Source organism: Polaromonas sp. YR568, from assembly GCF_900116715.1.
Taxonomy (GTDB): Bacteria; Pseudomonadota; Gammaproteobacteria; order Burkholderiales; family Burkholderiaceae_C; genus Polaromonas.
Map to the genome: position 1 here is coordinate 73,484 of NZ_FPBM01000005.1, position 17,011 is coordinate 90,494.

A 17,011-nucleotide genomic window follows, 5' to 3' on the forward strand; every position below is an offset into this window, starting at 1 on the left:
TCAGGCTTGCGCGGGCAGCTTGCCGGCGCTTTTTGCTTCTTCAGCGCCTTCGCCGGCCTGCGCGACCTCGGCCCGCATCGTCGGCAAGAACTGCGGATACTCGCGCTGCATGAAGTCCACCAGCGCCTCGCGCACTTTGCAGCGCAAGTCCCAGTTGAGGCTGGAGTTGCCAGAAGTCAGCAGCACACGCAGCTGCATGCTGCGCTCGCCGGCCTCCACCACCTGCAACAGGCACAGGCGCTTGTCCCATTCGGGGGCGGCTTCGCAGGCGCGGCGCGCGGCCTGCCGCAGCGGCTCCAGCGGCATGCGGTAGTCCACCCACACAAACACCGTACCGATGATCTGTGCGCTGTTGCGCGTCCAGTTCTGGAATGGGTTTTCAATAAACCATTGCAGCGGAATGATGAGCCGGCGCTCGTCCCAGATCTTGAGCACGACGTAAGTGCCGGTGATTTCTTCCACGCGGCCCCACTCGCCCTGCACGATTAGCACATCATCGATGCGTAGCGGCTGGGCCAGCGCCAGCTGCAAACCGGCGATCAGGTTGCTGAACACCGGCCTGGCCGCGATACCGGCAACGATGCCGATCACGCCCGCCGACGCCAGCAGGCTGGTGCCCACTTGCCGCGCGCCGGGAAAGGTCATTAGCATCAGCGACAGCCCCGCCACCAGCACCATAAAACCGGCCGTGCGCGCGAGCAGCCTTGTCTGGGTGTGGATGCGGCGTGCATTGAGGTTGTCTTCGACCTCCACCGAGTGCTGACCGATGACGCCCTGGGCCACACCGTCAATCGCGCGCAGCGCCAGCCAGGTGAGTGTGGCCAGCAACAGCAGCGCGTTGCCATGACGCACCTGCGAGATCAGCGGCAGCGCGTCAGGCGCGGCTTGCCAGACGGCTTGCAGCGCCACCAGCGGCAGCACAAAACGCGTGGGCCGCCAGCTGCGGCGCGCCACTGCGCTCGATATGGGCAAGTTGCGTGTAAGGCGCCAAATGACTGCGGCGCCGACGCGGTGCACCACCAGGGCCAGCACCACGGACAGGGTCGCAAGGACCAGGACGCGCCAGGCCGAGTCTTCAAGCATGTTGAGTTCGCCGAAGTTCATCCAGGACCTGGGTTCAGGTTCATCCAGCCTTGCGCGGCTTGACCAGCGCGGCAGCTTTCTTGGCGTTGACGCGCGCGGCTTCCACATCGGCATCAAAGGCCAGCGCCACGCCCATGCGGCGCTTCACAAAACTTTCGGGCTTGCCGAAGAGACGGATGTCGGTGTTGGGCACACGCAGCGCCTCGGCCACGCCGTCAAACACGATGCCTTGCGCATCCACGCCGCCGTAGATCACGGCGCTGGCCCCGGGGCTCTTGAGCGCAGTGTTGACCGGCAGGCCAAGGATGGCGCGTGCATGCAGCTCGAACTCGTTTTGCCACTGCGTGCACATCGTCACCATGCCGGTGTCGTGCGGGCGCGGGCTCACTTCGCTGAACCAGACGTCGTCGCCCTTGACGAACAGCTCCACACCAAACAGCCCCTGGCCGCCCAGGTTGTCGGTCACGGCCTTGCAGATGTCGCGGCTTTTTTGCAGCGCAGCTTGGCGCATGGGATGCGGCTGCCAGCTTTCCACATAGTCGCCGCTGACCTGGATATGGCCTATGGGTTCGCAAAAGTGGGTTTCAATTTTTCCACCGGCGCCGACAGCGCGCACGGTGAGCTGGGTGATCTCGTAGTCGAAGTCGATAAAACCCTCAACAATCACCCGGCCGTGGCTCACGCGGCCGCCGGCCATGGCGTAGTCCCAGGCTTTTTTTACGTCATCGGGCCCAGCGATCTTGCTCTGGCCTTTGCCGGATGAACTCATCACCGGCTTGACGATGCAGGGGTAGCCGATTTTTGAATCGATGGCGGCTTGCAGCTCTTGCAGCGAGTCGCAAAACACATAAGGGCTGGTCGGCACGCCCAGCGTTTCGGCCGCCAGGCGGCGAATGCCTTCGCGGTCCATGGTCAGGCGCGCGGCGCGGGCGGTGGGAATCACGCGCACCGTGCCGGCGGCTTCCAGCTCCTCGAGCATGGGTGTGGCAATGGCTTCAATCTCGGGCACGACCAGGTCGGGCTTTTCTTTTTCAATCAGGGCCTTGAGCTGGGCCGGGTCGCTCATGGTGATGGTGCGCGCATGATGGGCGACCTGCTGGCCCGGAGCGTTTTCATAACGGTCGGTGGCAATCGTCTCCACACCCAGGCGCTGCAACGCGATCAGCACCTCCTTGCCAAGCTCGCCGGAGCCGAGCAGCATGACTTTGGTGGAGTGGGGGGACAAAGGGGTTCCGAAAGTGGTCATAAGCGCTGAAAGTGGATGAGGGAATGGGGGCTGGGGAGGCGAGAACCGCAGGGCGGGCGCCGCTGGCACTTACTTTACTGCACGCGCCCGGCGCGACTGGGTAGGACATCGCCCCTCATGGCCGCTTGCCCCTGCAAACCACCGGCCCATTGGCTTCAGATGATAATTATTCTCAACTAGAACGATCCAACCCCGGCAGCGCGCGATGCGCAGTCCTTTGAAAGACACCATGTCCACAACGCCTTCTTCTCCGCTCTCTCCCTCGCCGGCCTCCACACCCGAAGCCGCACCGCGCAAACGCCGCCCGCCACGCCGGGTGCAAGTCACCCGTGTGCAGACCCTGAGCCCGCTGATGCGCCGCATCACCCTGCAGGGCGCGGAACTTGAAGGCTTTGAAGTCAACGACCCAGCCTGCTACATGAAGCTGATTTTTCCGGAGCCCGGCCAGACCGAGCCCGAGCGCCCGTTGCCCGACGGGCCACGGCCGAAGTCCATGCGCACTTACACACCGCTGGCGGTGCGCGCGGGCGTGCACGAGGTGGACGTGGATTTTGTGCTGCACGGCGACGGCCCTGCCTCCACCTGGGCCGCCCAGGCGCAGCCCGGTCAGGTGCTGTTTTTGATGGGCCCCGGGCCGGGCTACAAGGTGCAGCTGGATGCGCCTTCGCATTTCCTGATCGGCGACGACAGCGCCCTGCCCGCGTTTGAAACCATCCTGGCCAGCTTGCCGGCCGGCGCCCAGGCCAAGGTGCTGGTCGAGGTGGTCGATGCCGCTGAAGAGCGCGCACTTCAAAGCCCCGCCAAAGTGACCGCCCAATGGGTCGCCCGTGGCACCGACAACACCCAGGCCGGCCAGGCGCTGGAAGCAGCCTTGCGCCAGGCCGGTGCGCCTGCGGCCGACGCCCGCATCTACCTGGCCTGCGAAGCCGCCGCGATGCGCCGCATCCGCCAGCTGCTGATTGAAGAACTTGGTGTGGATCGCAGCCGTATCGTGGGCCGCGGCTACTGGAAGCTGGGCACCGTCAATCACCCGGATCACGATTACGGCGAGGACTGAAGCCTCCACGCCCTCGGGGGGCGCTGCGCCGGAAGCCCGGCAAAGCCGCTCCGTTCACTGACCCCCTAACCTTATGGCTTGCTCGCCTCAATTCGCCGGCAAGGCAAACGACCCAGGAGCGATTTGGCTTCTTTGACGTCCAGGCGGTTGTCACGAAGAAATTTTTCGATATAGGCCAGGTCGGGAATGGCCGGGTGGTTCGTGTTGTCGGTCTCGCTGATCTTTGTCACCACGCCCTTGTCGACGTGAAAGATCAGAGTTGTCTCATGAATTCCGGGGCCACCCATCTCTGACGGGCACAAATGCTCGCCCCGGTAGGTCACCAAGGGCTCGCTGATCCATTCAGCCAGCATTGGCTCACCGCTGCCGCCATAAACACTCTTCAGGCTGATGCTGCCACCGCATCCGAAAAGGCCGGTGAGCCACAAGCGACCATCAGAGATGCGCCATATCGCCCTCGGCGCGCCGATAGCGGAGCAGTTGTCTTCCCGCCTGATCGCCTGCACGGCGTCACTTCGGGGGATGGCAAGCCATGGTTTGTCTTGCGGTCCAACTATTGTCGTTTGCCCCTGGTACTCAACCCTGTCCAGCAGGGGCAGCGTGGCATGGCCGGCACTGCAAAAGACAGCCGCCAATAGCCCGGCCAAGGTTCGGCTCAGAGTACCGGAAAGTGCATGGATCATGGTGTGCCGCCTCATGTTGTGCGGACTGTACTCGAGCCGATGTCCAGCTACAAGCTCTGCTCAGAGGTCAAAGAACACCGTTTCCTTGTCACCCTGCATATGGATGTCAAAGCGATAAACAGGCCCAGCGCCTGTCACCTCGCGCTTCGCCACCAGCGTCCCACGCCGCGCGGCCGGCACGCTGGCCAGCACCGCATCCTTGCTGTTTGCTTCCACTTCATCGTCAAAGTAGATGCGCGTGAAGGTATGCACCAGCAAGCCGCGCATGGTCACGCAGACATTGATAAAAGGCGCTTGCCCCGCAACAGCGGCGCCCGGCTTGACGGTGAAGAACTCATAGTGGCTTTGCGGCAGGGTGCCGGTGCCGCAGCGGCCGAAGCCGGTGAAGCCGCGTGCTTCGGCGTCCGCCACCGAGGTGATGGGCTGGCCGCTGCCGTCGGGCTGGCTGATCTCGACCATGGCGTCCATCACAGCGTTGCCAGCGCCGTCAAACACCTGGCCGGTGATGCGGATGTGTTCGCCTTGCACGTTCGGCTGGGCCAGCACGGGGGTGAACAGGCTTTTGAGGTCGTAGCCGTATTGCGTGGGTGTGAGGCCGTAGGCGAAGAAGGGGCCGACGGTCTGGGAAGGGGTTTGTTTGAGCTGAGTCATGGTGATCTCTTCCTGCCGCTTATTCAAACCGCGTGGCCTTGGGGCCTCGCAGCACGATGTCGAACACATAGCCGAGCGCGTAGTCGGCCTGGGTCACGTCGAGGCTGAATTTGGAGACCATGAGTTCGCGCACGCTGTCGGGCGCGCCCATGTACATGGGGTCGTAGCTCAGCAGCGGGTCGCCGGGGAAATACATCTGCGTGACCAGGCGGCTGGCGAAGTAGTCGCCGAACAGCGAGAAGTGAATATGCTGCGGCCGCCAGGCGTTGGGGTGGTTGCCCCAGGGGTAGGCGCCGGGCTTGATGGTCTTGAAGCTGTAGCGGCCTTCGTTGTCGGTCATGCAACGGCCGGCGCCCAGGAAGTTCGGGTCCAGCGGCGCGTCGTGCTGGTCGACCTTGTGCACGTAGCGGCCGGCGGCATTGGCCTGCCAGACTTCCACCAGCGTGTTGCGCACGGGCCGGCCGTCTTCGTCCATGACGCGGCCGGTGACGATGATGCGTTCGCCCAGCGGGTCGCCGTTCATCACGGCGTTTTTGGTCAGGTCGTTGTCCAGCGGGCCGAGTTGCTCTGCACCGTAGACCGGCGCGTTGAGCTGCGCGAGTGCCTGCTTGATCGGGATCAGCGGCTGCTTGGGCCCGCGCAGCAGGGTGGACTTGTAGCCGGGATAAATGTGCGGCGAATGGCTGGTCCAGTCGCGCGGAGCGAGAAAGCTGTTGTTCAGGTCGGGTTTCATGTGGAAGTCTCCGTGGGCTGCCCGGATGGTTTCCAGGCGATTTCAGGTTTGGCGCTACTTTAATCGCGCCAAATGGTTATGTATATTGACATTTGATCGACTTATCCATAACCAAACTAGCCGATTGGGTTTGACAGTGGTTAAATCACGGCATGGTCGACGAACGCATCAAATACCGTCATCTGCAGTGCTTTCTGGCGGTGGCGCAGCACGGCAGCCTGCAAAAGGCGGCCGACGTGCTGGCCATCACCCAGCCGGCGGTCTCCAAAACGCTGAAGGAGCTGGAAGACTTGCTGGCCGTGCGGCTGTTTGACCGCGGCCGCAAAGGCGCCGTGCCCACGCGCGAGGGCGAGGCCTTTTTGCGCCATGCAGGCGCCAGCGTGAGCGCGCTGCGCGAGGCCGTGGCCAGCGTGGCGCAAACGCGGCGGCAGGGCAACGCGGTGATTGCGATCGGCGTGCTGCCCACTGTGGCGCCTTGGCTGATGCCGCAATTGCTGCTGCGGCAGGATGCTGTGGCCGAGCCTGGCGCGCACACCAGTCTGCGCATAGCGACCGGCTCCAACCCCGAGCTGCTGGCCAGCCTGCGCCAGCGTGAGCTGGACCTGGTGATAGGCCGTTTTGCCGAGCCGGCCCATATGCTGGGCCTCACCTTTGAACATCTTTATGCCGACCCGCTGGTGCTGGCGGTACGCCCCGGGCATCCGCTGCTGGCCGAGGCGGGGCTGAAGGCCAACCTGCTGGCGGGGGTTGAAGGCTTTACCGTGATCCTGCCGATGCAGGGCACGGCGATCCGCCATACGGCCGACAGTTTTTTCCTCACGCGCGGCCTGGCGCCGCCGGCACGCGTTATCGAAACGCTGTCGGTCTCAATCGCGCGCGGCTATGCGCGGCAAAGCGATGCCGTGTGGGTGTCACCGCTGGGCGCGGTGCGGCCCGATCTGGAGAGCGGCGCCTTGTTGGCGCTGCCCGTCAGCATGGCGGGCACGGAGGAACTGGTGGGACTGACGCTGCGCGCCGACATGGCGCCCAACCCGGCGCAGCAGGCGCTGATTGCAAACATCCGCCTGCTGGCGGCAGAGCGCCGCGGCGACGCCCCGGCCCTGGCTTAGGCCGGCTCGGCCTGCACCGCAAAACGCGCGGTCAATTCGCCCAGGCCCAGCTCTGCAAGCACCTCGCGCAGCCGCGCCTGGGCCGCGCGGGTCTTGCCGGCATTGGGCTGCGCCGGCCGGCTGGCCAGGATGAGCTCGTTTTTCATCGAATGCTCCCAGCCGACCAGCTCGGTCACGGTGACCTGGTAGCCGTTGGCTTCGAGTTGCAGGCAACGCAGCACATTGGTGATCTGGCTGCCGAATTCGCGTGTGTGCAGCGGGTGACGCCACAGTTCGGCCAGCGGGGTTTTGGCCAGCGACAGCGCCCGGCTTTTCTTCAGCACGCCCGCCACTTCGGCCTGGCAGCAGGGCACCAGCACCATGTGGCGCGCACCTTTAGCCAGGCCGAAAGCGATGGCGTCGTCGGTGGCGGTGTCGCAGGCATGCAGCGCGGTGACGATGTCGACGGTGGGCGGCAGCTCAGCCGAAGTGGTCGCCTCTTGCACCGACAAATTCAGGAAAGACATGCGCGCAAAGCCCAGGCGCGCGGCCAGGGTGCGCGACTTTTCGACCAGCTCGGCGCGGGTTTCAATGCCATAAACGTGGCCGGCCATGGGCTCGCCTGCGTGCGCCACATTAAAGAACAAGTCATACAGGATGAAGCCCAGGTAAGACTTGCCGGCGCCGTGGTCGGCCAGGGTGAACACGGCTTTTTCAGCGGCGACCTCGTTCAACAAAGGCTCAATGAACTGGTAGAGGTGATAGACCTGCTTGAGCTTGCGCCGCGTGTCCTGGTTGAGCTTGCCTTCGCGGGTGAGGATGTGCAGTTCCTTGAGCAGCTCGATGGACTGGCCGGGGCGCAATTCTTCAATCACCTGCGTGGCGGGCGCGGGCTTTCCAGCGCCTTTTAGGGGTTTTGCGGCGCGCGCGGGGCGGGTGGTTTGCATGGCCTTGAGTTTAGTGGGAGCGCTTTGTGCCCCTGCCTGCTGCGGTGCAAAGCCCTTCCATGGCCGCGCCCCAAGCTGGGGTGGCGGGATGTCTTTATCAGAAATATGAATAAAAAAGCGGTTTTAGCAGTTCTGGGCGCATAATCGAGCAGTACGGGTTGAAAAACACCCGCACAGGTTAGTGATCGGTCAGTTTCGCGCGCTACGGCGGTACTTCTTTGGTTTGTTGTGCTTTCGGGACCCCATCGCTTTGTTTTTATGTGTTTTTTGAGGAGTCCCCATGGGCAATAAACTTTACGTCGGCAATCTGCCATACACGGTTCGTGACGAAGACCTGCAACAATCTTTTGGCGCCTTCGGCTCCATCACCAGCGCCAAAGTCATGATGGAACGCGACACCGGCCGCTCCAAAGGCTTTGGTTTCGTCGAAATGGGCAATGATGCCGAAGCTCAAGCCGCAATCGCCGGCATGAACGGCCAGTCCCTGGGCGGCCGCAGCATCACCGTGAATGAAGCCCGTCCGATGGAGGCACGTCCTCCCCGTACCGGCGGCTTCGGCGGCGGTGGTGGCGGTTACGGCGGTGGCGGCGATCGCTCCGGCGGTGGCGGCTACGGCGGCGGTGGTGGCCGTTCCGGTGGTGGTGGCGGCTACGGCGGTGGTGGCGGTGGCCGCGGCGGCTACTAAGCCCTGCGAACCCGCTGACTCAGCCTCGCGCTGAGCAAAGCACTAAAGGCTTCAAAACTTCGGTTTTGAGGCCTTTTTCTTTTGGGGCCCGCCCGGCCTGCAGGGCCTCCCTCCACAACATTCAAAGCGCCTGAAACATCTTTCAACAAATTAACTTGCACACAATTTAATTGTGAGCTACAATTCAGTCATGCCACACAAAACCGACACCGTTGACGCCATGCTCCAGCTGGACAACCAGCTGTGTTTCGCGCTTTATTCCACGTCGCTGGCCATGACCAAACTCTATAAGCCGATGCTTGAAGACATGGGCCTGACCTATCCGCAATACCTTGCCATGCTGGTGTTATGGGAACAAGACGGCCTCACAGTATCCGAGCTCGGCGAGCGGCTTTACCTCGATTCGGGCACGCTCACGCCGCTGCTCAAGCGCATGGAAACCGCCGGGCTGGTCTCGCGCATCCGTGCCGTGCAGGACGAGCGCCGCGTTCACATCACGCTGACAGCCGCGGGCCGCAAGCTCAAGGCCAAGGCGGCAAAAATCCCCGGCTGCATCATGAGCGCCACGCAATGCTCCATCCCCGAGCTGGTGTCGCTGACGCAGCAAGTGCAGTCTTTCCGCAACCGCCTTACCGCCTGACGGGCGCCAGATTCATTTCCCGTTCACCTGATTTTTAACCCGCCCCACACGGGGTATTTTTCCAAGGAAGCCACCATGACCACTCTCGAAAAAGTTCTCTACACCGCCCACGCACACACCACCGGCGGCCGTGACGGCAAGTCCCGCACCGACGACGGCCGTCTGGACGTCACGCTGAGCTCGCCCGGCACCCCCGGCACCGGCACCAACCCCGAGCAGCTGTTTGCCGCCGGCTACGCAGCCTGCTTCATCGGCGCGATGAAGGCCGTTGGCGGCATGAAGAAGATTGCCGTGCCTGAAGACGTGTCCATCGACTCCAGCGTTGACCTGGGCAAGATCCCCAATGCCTACGGCATCGCCGTGCGACTGGAAGTGAGCCTGCCCGGCATGGACCGCGCCGCTGCACAAGCGCTGGTTGACGCTGCTCACCAGGTTTGCCCTTACTCCAACGCTACCCGCGGCAACATTGACGTCACGATCACGCTGAAGTAATTCAAGCGACTGGCAAGGCAACTTGCTGTCACCAAGGCGGCCCGCCGGTGTTGAACCGGCGGGCCGTTTCATTTACGGTGTTGTGTATGAACACCGTCGCTACCACTACCGCCTTCCAGGTTCAAAAGAACGCCCTGCCCCAAACTCGCTGGCACGCCAGCGCGCCTGCACCACTTTCGCCCGGGCAGGTTCGGCTCACCGTGGAGTCGTTTGCGCTCACAGCCAACAACATCACCTACGCCGCTTTTGGCGACGCAATGAGCTACTGGCAGTTTTTCCCGACCGGCGAAGAGGGCTGGGGCTGCATTCCGGTGTGGGGTTTTGCCACCGTGACCGAATCGTTATGCGAAGGGGTTGCCGTGGGGGAAAAGTTTTACGGCTACTACCCGATGGCCAACACGCTGGTGTTGCAACCGGAGCGGATCACCCCTGCGGGCTTTTGGGACGGCGCCGACCATCGCAAGGCCTTGCCCGCCGTCTACAACCAGTACATGCGCTGCAGCACCGACCCGTTCTACAGCGCGGCCACCGAGGACATTCAATCGCTCTTGCGCCCGCTGTTCATCACCTCCTTCCTGATCGATGACTTCCTGGCCGACAACGCGTTCTTCGGCGCCAACGCGATGCTGCTGTCCAGCGCCTCCAGCAAGACGGCCTACGGCACGGCTTTTCAGCTGGCCAAGCGGCCTGGTATTGAGATCATCGGTCTGACATCACCGGGCAACCGGGCGTTTTGTGAAAGCCTCGGGTGCTACAGCCGCGTTGTCACCTATGACCAGCTGGACACCATCGCCGCCGATACGGCCTGCGTTTATGTCGACTTCGCCGGAAGCGCGAGCCTGCGCCACCAGATCCACAGCCACTTTGGCCAGCTGCGCCACAACTGCTCGATAGGCGGCACGCATGTGGACGAGCTGGCCGCCAAAGGCAGCACTCGCGACCTGCCCGGCCCCCGGCCCACCTTGTTCTTTGCCCCAGCCCAAATCAAAAAGCGTGTGGCCGATTGGGGCGGTGCTGCTTTTGCCCAACAGGTGGCCGGCGCGTGGCAGGACTTCACGCAGCACGTCACGGCGGCCGAGCCGCCCTGGCTCATCGCGCAGCGGCATGCCGGGCAGGCGGCAATGCAGGCTGTTTACCAGGACGTGCTGGCCGGCAAGGGCGACCCGCGCACCGGCCACATCCTTCTGCCCTGACCGGCCCCGCTTAAAACACAGGCGCTTACCAGCCGCCACTGGCTGAGCGCGGGCATCTGCGCCGACAATCAGGGCATGACTGAAAAAAGCAAGGCCCCTGACAGCGCCGCACAACATGCGTATGAAGCGCTGACCCCTGACCGCGTGCTGGACGCGCTGGCCAGCGTGGGCCTTTTGGGCGACGGCCGGCTGATGGCTTTGTCCAGCTATGAAAACCGGGTCTACCAGGTGCATCTGGAAAGCCCCGTGGGCGATGCCGACCTGGCGGGCGATGTGGTGGTGGCCAAGTTCTACCGGCCCGACCGCTGGAGCGACGCGCAAATCACCGAAGAACACGCCTTTGCCGCCGAGCTGATGGCGGCTGAAATCCCGGTGGTCGGCCCGCTGATGCTGGAAGGCGCCACGCTAAACCATTTCGGCGGCTTCAGCTTCAGCGTCTCGCCCAGCCGCGGCGGGCGCCGGCCCGAGCTCGACAACCTCGACGTGCTGGAATGGATAGGCCGCTTCCTCGCGCGCATCCACACCGTGGGCAGCGCCAAGCCTTTTGCGCACCGCCCGGCGCTCAGCCTGCAGACTTTTGGCTACGGCCCCCGGGACATCCTGCTGGGCGGCAGCGGGCAAGGCGGCCATGGCTACATTCCGTTGGACATGGAGTCACGCTGGCGCAAGGCCTTTGACGAAGCCATGCTGGTGGCGCAAACCGTGTTTGAGAGCGTGGGTGATGTGCAGAACCTGCGCCTGCACGGCGACTGCCACCCCGGCAACATCCTCTGGACGCCCGAAGGCCTGCCGCTGGCGGGGCCGCATTTTGTCGACCTCGACGATGCCCGCAGCGGCCCGGCCGTGCAGGATTTGTGGATGCTGGTGTCGGGCGACCGCGCCCAAAGCACCCGGCAGCTGGGCGCGCTGGTGGACGGCTATGAAGAGTTCCGCGAATTCGACAGGCGCGAGCTCGCACTGATCGAGCCGCTGCGCACCCTGCGCCTGGTGCATTACAGCGCCTGGCTGGCGCAGCGCTGGCACGACCCGATCTTTCCGATCAACTTTCCGTGGTTCGGCACCAGCGATTACTGGAAAGGCCAGGTCGACATGCTGGAAGAGCAGACCGAGGCCATGCAGGAAACGCCGCTGGTCGTGTAAAGCCGGAGAACTGGTAAACCCGGCAAAGCCGGTTAGTTGCTAAGTACACATAGGGATTGCGATGAGAGGGTAAGCGCCACTCATCGCTAGTATGTCCAGCAGCCCCGCGCTTGACGGCGGCACGTCTGGAGACAATTCAATGAAAGTTCGCCCGCTTCTGCTGGCCGCTGTGCTGTTGGCGTCCCACAGCTGGTGCGCCGCCCAATCCAACCAATCCGCCTGGCCCGCCAAACCCATCACCATGATCGTGCCCTTCCCGCCGGGCGGCCTGGCCGACCTGGTGGCGCGGCCGGTGGCCGAAGCGATGTCGCGCGACCTCGGCCAGCCAGTGGTGATAGAGAACAAGGCCGGCGCTGGCGGCGGCATCGGCATGGCCTACACCGCCAAGGCCAAACCCGACGGCTACACCGTGGTCATGGCGCTCTCTTCCTTCACCGTGATTCCGGAAGCTGACGTTCTGCTTGGCCGGGCCCCGATGTTTGCGCTCGCCGACCTGCGCCCGATTGCGCGCTACACCGCCGACCCGACCGTGCTGGCCGTGCGCGCCGATGCGCCCTGGCAGACCGTGCAGCAGTTTGTGGACGATGCCAAAAAACGCCCCGGTGCGATCAACTACGGTTCATCGGGCAACTACGGCACCATGCATGTGCCCATGGAAATCCTGGCGCAAAACGCCGGCATCAAGCTCACGCACATTCCGTTCACCGGCGCCGGCCCGGCGGTGGTGGCGCTGCTGGGCGGCCAGATCGATGCCGTGTCAACCGGCCCGGCCACCGTGCTGCAACAGGTGAAGGCCGGCAAGCTGCGTGTGCTGGCGCACTGGGGCCCTGATGTGCTGCCCGCACTTCCTGAGCTGTCCAGCCTGAAGAACGCCGGCTTCAATGCCGAATACGCGCAGTGGTCGGGGCTGTTTATTCCAGCGGCAACGCCTGAGCCCATCGCCCAGCGCCTGCGCGCCGCGGCCAAGGCGGCCGCGCAGGATGCCAAGGTCAAAGAAGTGATTCTGGGCGCCGGCAGCCCGGTGCTGTACCAGGACAGCCCGGACTTTGAAAAGTATGTGCAGGCCGACGCGAAGCGCATGGTCGAGGTGGTCAAGCGCATCGGCAAGGTCGAGTAAGCGTCTTTGGGTTCTTCATTCGGAGGAATTTATGCCTATCCTTTTCATTCGCCGCACACTGCTGGCGCTGGGGCTGGTCTCCATGGCCGCAATCACACCGGCCATGGCGCAAAGCTACCCCGCCAAACCGGTCCGCATCATCGTGCCCTTTGCGGCGGGTGGGCCCGCCGACGTGTATGCGCGCTTCATGGCGCAACGCCTGCAGGATGCGCTGGGGCAATCGTTTGTGGTGGACAACCGGCCCGGCGCAGGCTCCGTGATCGGCACCGACGCCGTGGCGAAATCCACACCAGACGGCTACACGCTGCTGCTGATGTCGAATGCGCACACGGTGGATGAATCGCTGATCGCCAACAAGCCCTTCCAGCTGATGCGTGACTTTGTGGCGGTGGCGCCCATCAACTACTCAGACCTGGTGCTGGTAGCCACGCCTTCGCTGCCGGACTCGACCCTGAAAGCGCTGATTGCCGATGCGAAGGCGCGGCCGGGCAAGCTCAACTACGCATCGTCCGGCCCCGGCACGCCGTACCACATGGCCGGCGAGCTCTTTAAAAGCATGGCGGGCGTCTACCTGGTGCACATCCCCTACCGCGGCAGCAGCGGCGCGCGCACAGACGTCATCGGCGGCCAGGTCGACGTGATGTTCGACGCCGTGACCACCATGGCCGAGCAGGTCAAGGCCGGCAAGGTAAAGGCGCTGGCCACCACCGGCAAGCAGCGCTCCGAGGTGCTGCCCGATGTGCCGACGCTGCACGAAGCCGGCGTGCCCGGCTACGAGGCCACCATCTGGCTGGGCTTGATGGCGCCGCGCGGCACACCCAAAGCCGTTGTCGACAAACTCAATGAGGCCATGTCAAAAATCGTGGGCCAGCCGGAGATCAAACAGCTCTGGGGCAAACAGGGCGCCACGCCCATGGTGATGAGCCCGGAAGCCTTTGACAAGTACATGCGTGAAGACATCGCCAAATGGGCGGGTGTGATCAAGACCGCGCACATCACGGTGGATTGAGGCAGCGTCAACTTCAAGCTCATGACAGCGTCTTCATCTTTCAGTTTGCTGCACATCCTCAGCGGCGGCGCGGCGCAAGGACTGGTGACGCAGTTGCAAGACCGCTTCCTGGCGCAACACCACTTCCGCATCGCCGGCACTTTCGGGGCCGTTGGCTTGATGAAAGACGGTTTGCTGGCCGGCGCGCCATGCGACGTCATCATCCTCAGCCAGGCGCTAATCTCGCAACTGCTTGAGAGCGGGCATGTGCAAGCCGGCAGTGCGCGCGCCCTGGGCGCGGTCAAAACCGGCGTGGCCGTGAAGGCCGGCGAGCCGGTTGTGGATGTGGCCAGCCCCGCCGCGCTCAAGGCCGCATTGCAGGCCGCGCGCGGCATCTATTTCCCCGACCCTGTGAAGGCCACGGCGGGCATCCATTTCATGCGGGTGGTCAAGGAGTTGGGGCTGGAAGGCGAACTTGCCGGCCGGCTGCGGCCTTACCCCAATGGCGCGACCGCCATGAAAGCCATGGCCGAATGCGATGAGCCCGGCCTGCTCGGTTGCACTCAGGTGACGGAAATCCTGTTCACGCCCGGCGTGGAACTGGTGGCCACCTTGCCGAAGGCGTTTGAACTGGCGACCGTCTACACGGCAGCGGTGTGCACCGCCTCGCAAAACGCAAAGGCTGCAACTGAACTGATCGCCATGCTGGGCAGCCCTGCCAACACCGCGACACGGCTGGCCTGCGGATTCGAGCCCTGACACCATCTTACAGAGTTTGATGCGCGCACTGCATCAAACTTCAGCATCTTTGCAATTTACATAGATAGAGCGCTCAAGCATCATCGGGCACTCCGGCCTAGCCACGGCCATTTCAAAACAGCCCTGCAAGCTCACGCTCAGCCGGGCCATCCAGAGACAAAGCCTGCATGACAAACAAGACCCACCTCGTCCTCGGCGCCTTGAACGGCGACGACATCGGCCATGAAATCGTTCCCGCTTCGGTTGAAGTGGCCAGCGCCGCCGCCAAGCTGCATGGGCTCAACATCGACTGGCGCCCCATGCCGGTCGGCCGCAGGGCGCTGGACACGCACGGCTCCACCCTGCCCGAGGGCACGCTGGAAACCTTGCAGAAGATGGACGGCTTTGTGCTGGGCCCCATAGGCCACCGCGACTACCCCAAGGGCCCGGGCGCCATCAACCCGCACCCCATCATGCGCAAGCACTTCAACCTGTTTGCCAATGTGCGGCCCACGCGCTCCTACCCCGACATCGGCTGCCTTTATGACAACGTAGACCTGATCATCGTGCGTGAGAACAACGAAGGCTTTCAGCCTGACCGCAACATGCTGCTGGGCATCGGCGAGTTCCGGCCCACCGACGAGATCACGCTGTCGGTGCGCGTCATCACCCGCGCGGCCAGTGAAAAGGTAGCGCGCGTCGCGTTGGAGCTGGCCCGCTCGCGCCGCAAGCTGCTGACGCTGGTGCACAAGAACACGGTGTTCAAGCTGGGCTGCGGCATGTTTGTGGAAGAGTGCCACAAGGCCGCGAAAGACTACCCCGACGTCACCGTCAATGAAGTCATCGTCGACACCATGGCCATGCGCCTGGTGCGCGACCCGCACAACTTCGACGTCGTGGTCACCACCAACATGTTCGGCGATATTTTGTCGGACGAGGCGGCCGGCCTGGTGGGCGGCCTGGGCATGGCGCCTGGCCTGTGCATAGGCGAAGGCGACTTCGCGATGGCGCAGGCCACGCACGGCTCGGCGCCCGACATCGCGGGCAGCGGCCGCGCCAACCCCTACGCCATGATCGAGTCGACGCGCATGCTGCTCGACTGGCTGGGCCGCCGCAAAAACATTCCGCAGGCGGTGGCCGCCGCGAAGTCCATGTACCTGGCCACGGGCGAAGCGCTGGGCAATGCCGCGGCGCGCACCGGCGACATACGCGGCAGCGGCAACACCGCAAGTTTCACCGCCGCCATCATCAAGGCGCTCAAATAATTCACCATGGCTTTTGCATCGTGCGGCGTCGACTTCGGGACGTCCAATTCCACCGTCGGCTGGAGCCGGCCCGGGCAGCCTGCGCTGCTGCCTCTTGAAGACGGCAAGGTGACCTTGCCCTCCGTCGTGTTCTTTCACGCGGAGGACCTGGAGGCCACCTACGGGCGGGCCGCGCTGGCCGACTACCTGGGCGGTCATGAAGGCCGGCTGATGCGCTCGCTCAAGAGCCTGCTCGGCACATCCATGATGGACGAGTACACCGAGCTGATGGGCCAGGCCATCCCCTTTCGCCGCCTGCTGGAGCAATTTATCGGCCAGCTCAAGCTGCGCGCCGAGCAGGCCGCAGGCCGCACATTCACCCAGGCGGTGATGGGGCGGCCGGTGTTTTTTGTCGACGACAACCCGACTGCGGACCAGCGCGCCGAAGACACGCTGCGCGAGATCGCAAAAGCGGTGGGCTTCAAGGACGTGGCCTTCCAGTTCGAGCCGATCGCCGCGGCCTTTGACTCTGAATCGCAGATTGACAGCGAAGAGCTGGTGCTGGTGGTCGACATAGGCGGCGGCACCTCGGACTTTTCGCTGGTGCGGCTGTCGCCGGAGCGCGCCCGGAAGGCCGACCGGCGCGAAGACATCCTGGCCAGTGGCGGCGTGCACATAGGCGGCACGGACTTCGACAAGTACCTGAGCCTGTCCAGCGTCATGCCGTTGCTGGGCATGGGCAGCCTGCTGGTCAGCGGCCGCCAGATGCCCTCAGCCCAGTACTTCAACCTGGCCACCTGGCACACCATCAACTTCGCCTACACGCGCAAGGCCTGGCCCGAGATCCAGGACATGCACCGGCAGGCGATGGAAAAAGACAAGCTGGAGCGGCTGATGAACCTGGTTCGCCAGCGATCCGGCCACTGGCTTGCGCTGCAGGTCGAAGCCGCGAAGATTGCACTGTCGGAAAGTGACACCACACAAATCGATCTAGGCCGCATCCAGCCCGGCCACAGCTTTACCTTGAGCCGTGACACCTTTGATGCCGCCATCGGCCACCTGGTGTCGGACATTGAGCACACCGTGTGGCAGCTGATGCGCACGGCCGGCGTGGCGGCGGACGGCGTAGATACCGTGTTCTTTACCGGTGGCTCCAGCAGCGTTCCCCTGCTGCGCCAAAGAGTCGCCGCCTTGCTGCCGGACGCGCGGCATGTAGAGGGTGATTTGTTCGGCAGCATCGGCGCCGGTCTGGCGCTGGATGCGAAGCGCAAGTTCGGCTAGAAAGA

The 17,011-nt window shown here is 63.9% G+C and carries 18 protein-coding genes; 12 read left to right on the top strand and 6 right to left on the bottom strand.

Features of this window, described 5'->3' with window-relative positions; translation table 11 throughout:
* Both BM408_RS12265 and purT read right to left on the bottom strand, forming a co-directional pair.
* On the bottom strand, positions 1 to 1,104 hold the full coding sequence (locus tag BM408_RS12265; protein ID WP_092130155.1) for a mechanosensitive ion channel family protein: 1,104 nt from the start codon (positions 1,102 to 1,104) through the stop codon (positions 1 to 3).
* Between the two features lie 19 nt (positions 1,105 to 1,123).
* Positions 1,124 to 2,329: a formate-dependent phosphoribosylglycinamide formyltransferase gene (purT, locus tag BM408_RS12270; protein ID WP_092130156.1), complete on the bottom strand. Its 1,206-nt coding sequence runs from the start codon at positions 2,327 to 2,329 to the stop codon at positions 1,124 to 1,126.
* A 229-nt stretch (positions 2,330 to 2,558) separates the two neighbouring features.
* Between purT and BM408_RS12275 the strand changes: the two genes are divergently transcribed.
* Positions 2,559 to 3,386, top strand: a complete 828-nt coding sequence (locus BM408_RS12275) for a siderophore-interacting protein (protein WP_092130395.1) — start codon at positions 2,559 to 2,561, stop codon at positions 3,384 to 3,386.
* Between the two features lie 71 nt (positions 3,387 to 3,457).
* Here BM408_RS12275 and BM408_RS12280 read toward each other — a convergent pair whose 3' ends face one another.
* From BM408_RS12280 to pcaH, 3 genes are read right to left on the bottom strand one after another with little or no spacing between them, the layout of a single operon-like run.
* Positions 3,458 to 4,069, bottom strand: coding sequence for a hypothetical protein (locus tag BM408_RS12280; protein WP_092130157.1), 612 nt, complete (start codon positions 4,067 to 4,069; stop codon positions 3,458 to 3,460).
* Positions 4,070 to 4,129: 60 nt separating this feature from the next.
* Positions 4,130 to 4,720 carry a protocatechuate 3,4-dioxygenase subunit alpha gene (gene pcaG / locus BM408_RS12285; RefSeq protein WP_092130158.1) on the bottom strand — a complete coding sequence of 197 codons (591 nt, stop codon included), beginning with the start codon at positions 4,718 to 4,720 and terminating at the stop codon, positions 4,130 to 4,132.
* Positions 4,721 to 4,739: 19 nt separating this feature from the next.
* A complete protein-coding gene (gene pcaH, locus BM408_RS12290; protein WP_371327012.1) occupies positions 4,740 to 5,453 on the bottom strand; it encodes a protocatechuate 3,4-dioxygenase subunit beta in 714 nt (237 codons plus the stop codon).
* A 152-nt stretch (positions 5,454 to 5,605) separates the two neighbouring features.
* Here pcaH and pcaQ point away from each other — a divergent pair, with 152 nt between their 5' ends.
* Positions 5,606 to 6,562 carry a pca operon transcription factor PcaQ gene (gene pcaQ / locus BM408_RS12295; RefSeq protein WP_092130159.1) on the top strand — a complete coding sequence of 319 codons (957 nt, stop codon included), beginning with the start codon at positions 5,606 to 5,608 and terminating at the stop codon, positions 6,560 to 6,562.
* On the opposite strand, the gene BM408_RS12300 is transcribed toward pcaQ, so the two are convergent.
* Positions 6,559 to 7,488 carry a class I SAM-dependent methyltransferase gene (locus BM408_RS12300; protein WP_092130160.1) on the bottom strand — a complete coding sequence of 310 codons (930 nt, stop codon included), beginning with the start codon at positions 7,486 to 7,488 and terminating at the stop codon, positions 6,559 to 6,561. The two genes, pcaQ and BM408_RS12300, sit on opposite strands and share 4 nt — an antisense overlap.
* A 280-nt stretch (positions 7,489 to 7,768) precedes the next feature.
* On the opposite strand from BM408_RS12300, the gene BM408_RS12305 reads away from it, so the two are divergent.
* The 10 genes from BM408_RS12305 to BM408_RS12350 all read left to right on the top strand — a co-directional run bounded on the left by BM408_RS12305 (position 7,769) and on the right by BM408_RS12350 (position 17,006).
* A complete protein-coding gene (locus tag BM408_RS12305) occupies positions 7,769 to 8,173 on the top strand; it encodes an RNA recognition motif domain-containing protein (protein WP_092130161.1) in 405 nt (134 codons plus the stop codon).
* A 190-nt stretch (positions 8,174 to 8,363) separates the two neighbouring features.
* Positions 8,364 to 8,813, top strand: a complete 450-nt coding sequence (locus tag BM408_RS12310) for a MarR family winged helix-turn-helix transcriptional regulator (RefSeq protein ID WP_092130162.1) — start codon at positions 8,364 to 8,366, stop codon at positions 8,811 to 8,813.
* 75 nt (positions 8,814 to 8,888) lie between these two features.
* Positions 8,889 to 9,305: an organic hydroperoxide resistance protein gene (locus tag BM408_RS12315; protein ID WP_092130163.1), complete on the top strand. Its 417-nt coding sequence runs from the start codon at positions 8,889 to 8,891 to the stop codon at positions 9,303 to 9,305.
* Between the two features lie 86 nt (positions 9,306 to 9,391).
* A complete protein-coding gene (locus tag BM408_RS12320; RefSeq protein ID WP_092130164.1) occupies positions 9,392 to 10,498 on the top strand; it encodes a DUF2855 family protein in 1,107 nt (368 codons plus the stop codon).
* 75 nt (positions 10,499 to 10,573) lie between these two features.
* Complete coding sequence (locus tag BM408_RS12325; protein WP_092130165.1) at positions 10,574 to 11,638, top strand: serine/threonine protein kinase; 1,065 nt, start codon at positions 10,574 to 10,576, stop codon at positions 11,636 to 11,638.
* 139 nt (positions 11,639 to 11,777) lie between these two features.
* Positions 11,778 to 12,755 carry a tripartite tricarboxylate transporter substrate binding protein gene (locus BM408_RS12330; protein ID WP_092130166.1) on the top strand — a complete coding sequence of 326 codons (978 nt, stop codon included), beginning with the start codon at positions 11,778 to 11,780 and terminating at the stop codon, positions 12,753 to 12,755.
* A gap of 31 nt (positions 12,756 to 12,786) precedes the next feature.
* Positions 12,787 to 13,764, top strand: coding sequence for a Bug family tripartite tricarboxylate transporter substrate binding protein (locus BM408_RS12335; RefSeq protein ID WP_092130167.1), 978 nt, complete (start codon positions 12,787 to 12,789; stop codon positions 13,762 to 13,764).
* A gap of 21 nt (positions 13,765 to 13,785) precedes the next feature.
* A complete protein-coding gene (locus BM408_RS12340; RefSeq protein ID WP_092130168.1) occupies positions 13,786 to 14,502 on the top strand; it encodes a molybdate ABC transporter substrate-binding protein in 717 nt (238 codons plus the stop codon).
* A gap of 167 nt (positions 14,503 to 14,669) precedes the next feature.
* Positions 14,670 to 15,746 (top strand): isocitrate/isopropylmalate dehydrogenase family protein, encoded by a 1,077-nt coding sequence (locus tag BM408_RS12345; protein ID WP_092130169.1) that lies wholly within the window; start codon positions 14,670 to 14,672, stop codon positions 15,744 to 15,746.
* Between the two features lie 6 nt (positions 15,747 to 15,752).
* Entirely contained in the window at positions 15,753 to 17,006 is a 1,254-nt protein-coding gene (locus tag BM408_RS12350; protein ID WP_092130170.1) for an Hsp70 family protein, read from the top strand.
* Positions 17,007 to 17,011 lie beyond the last annotated feature (5 nt).

Excerpts from the sequence above, each read along its gene's own strand:
- BM408_RS12320 (WP_092130164.1), top strand. The coding sequence starts at position 9,392 with ATGAACACCGTCGCTACCACTACCGCCTTCCAGGTTCAAAAGAACGCC.
- BM408_RS12340 (WP_092130168.1), top strand. The coding sequence starts at position 13,786 with ATGACAGCGTCTTCATCTTTCAGTTTGCTGCACATCCTCAGCGGCGGC.
- BM408_RS12350 (WP_092130170.1), top strand. The coding sequence starts at position 15,753 with ATGGCTTTTGCATCGTGCGGCGTCGACTTCGGGACGTCCAATTCCACC.
- BM408_RS12335 (WP_092130167.1), top strand. The coding sequence starts at position 12,787 with ATGCCTATCCTTTTCATTCGCCGCACACTGCTGGCGCTGGGGCTGGTC.
- BM408_RS12310 (WP_092130162.1), top strand. The coding sequence starts at position 8,364 with ATGCCACACAAAACCGACACCGTTGACGCCATGCTCCAGCTGGACAAC.
- BM408_RS12330 (WP_092130166.1), top strand. The coding sequence starts at position 11,778 with ATGAAAGTTCGCCCGCTTCTGCTGGCCGCTGTGCTGTTGGCGTCCCAC.
- BM408_RS12315 (WP_092130163.1), top strand. The coding sequence starts at position 8,889 with ATGACCACTCTCGAAAAAGTTCTCTACACCGCCCACGCACACACCACC.
- purT (WP_092130156.1), bottom strand. The coding sequence starts at position 2,329 with ATGACCACTTTCGGAACCCCTTTGTCCCCCCACTCCACCAAAGTCATG.
- BM408_RS12305 (WP_092130161.1), top strand. The coding sequence starts at position 7,769 with ATGGGCAATAAACTTTACGTCGGCAATCTGCCATACACGGTTCGTGAC.
- BM408_RS12300 (WP_092130160.1), bottom strand. The coding sequence starts at position 7,488 with ATGCAAACCACCCGCCCCGCGCGCGCCGCAAAACCCCTAAAAGGCGCT.
- pcaH (WP_371327012.1), bottom strand. The coding sequence starts at position 5,453 with ATGAAACCCGACCTGAACAACAGCTTTCTCGCTCCGCGCGACTGGACC.
- pcaQ (WP_092130159.1), top strand. The coding sequence starts at position 5,606 with ATGGTCGACGAACGCATCAAATACCGTCATCTGCAGTGCTTTCTGGCG.
- BM408_RS12275 (WP_092130395.1), top strand. The coding sequence starts at position 2,559 with ATGTCCACAACGCCTTCTTCTCCGCTCTCTCCCTCGCCGGCCTCCACA.
- BM408_RS12280 (WP_092130157.1), bottom strand. The coding sequence starts at position 4,069 with ATGATCCATGCACTTTCCGGTACTCTGAGCCGAACCTTGGCCGGGCTA.
- BM408_RS12265 (WP_092130155.1), bottom strand. The coding sequence starts at position 1,104 with ATGAACTTCGGCGAACTCAACATGCTTGAAGACTCGGCCTGGCGCGTC.
- pcaG (WP_092130158.1), bottom strand. The coding sequence starts at position 4,720 with ATGACTCAGCTCAAACAAACCCCTTCCCAGACCGTCGGCCCCTTCTTC.
- BM408_RS12345 (WP_092130169.1), top strand. The coding sequence starts at position 14,670 with ATGACAAACAAGACCCACCTCGTCCTCGGCGCCTTGAACGGCGACGAC.
- BM408_RS12325 (WP_092130165.1), top strand. The coding sequence starts at position 10,574 with ATGACTGAAAAAAGCAAGGCCCCTGACAGCGCCGCACAACATGCGTAT.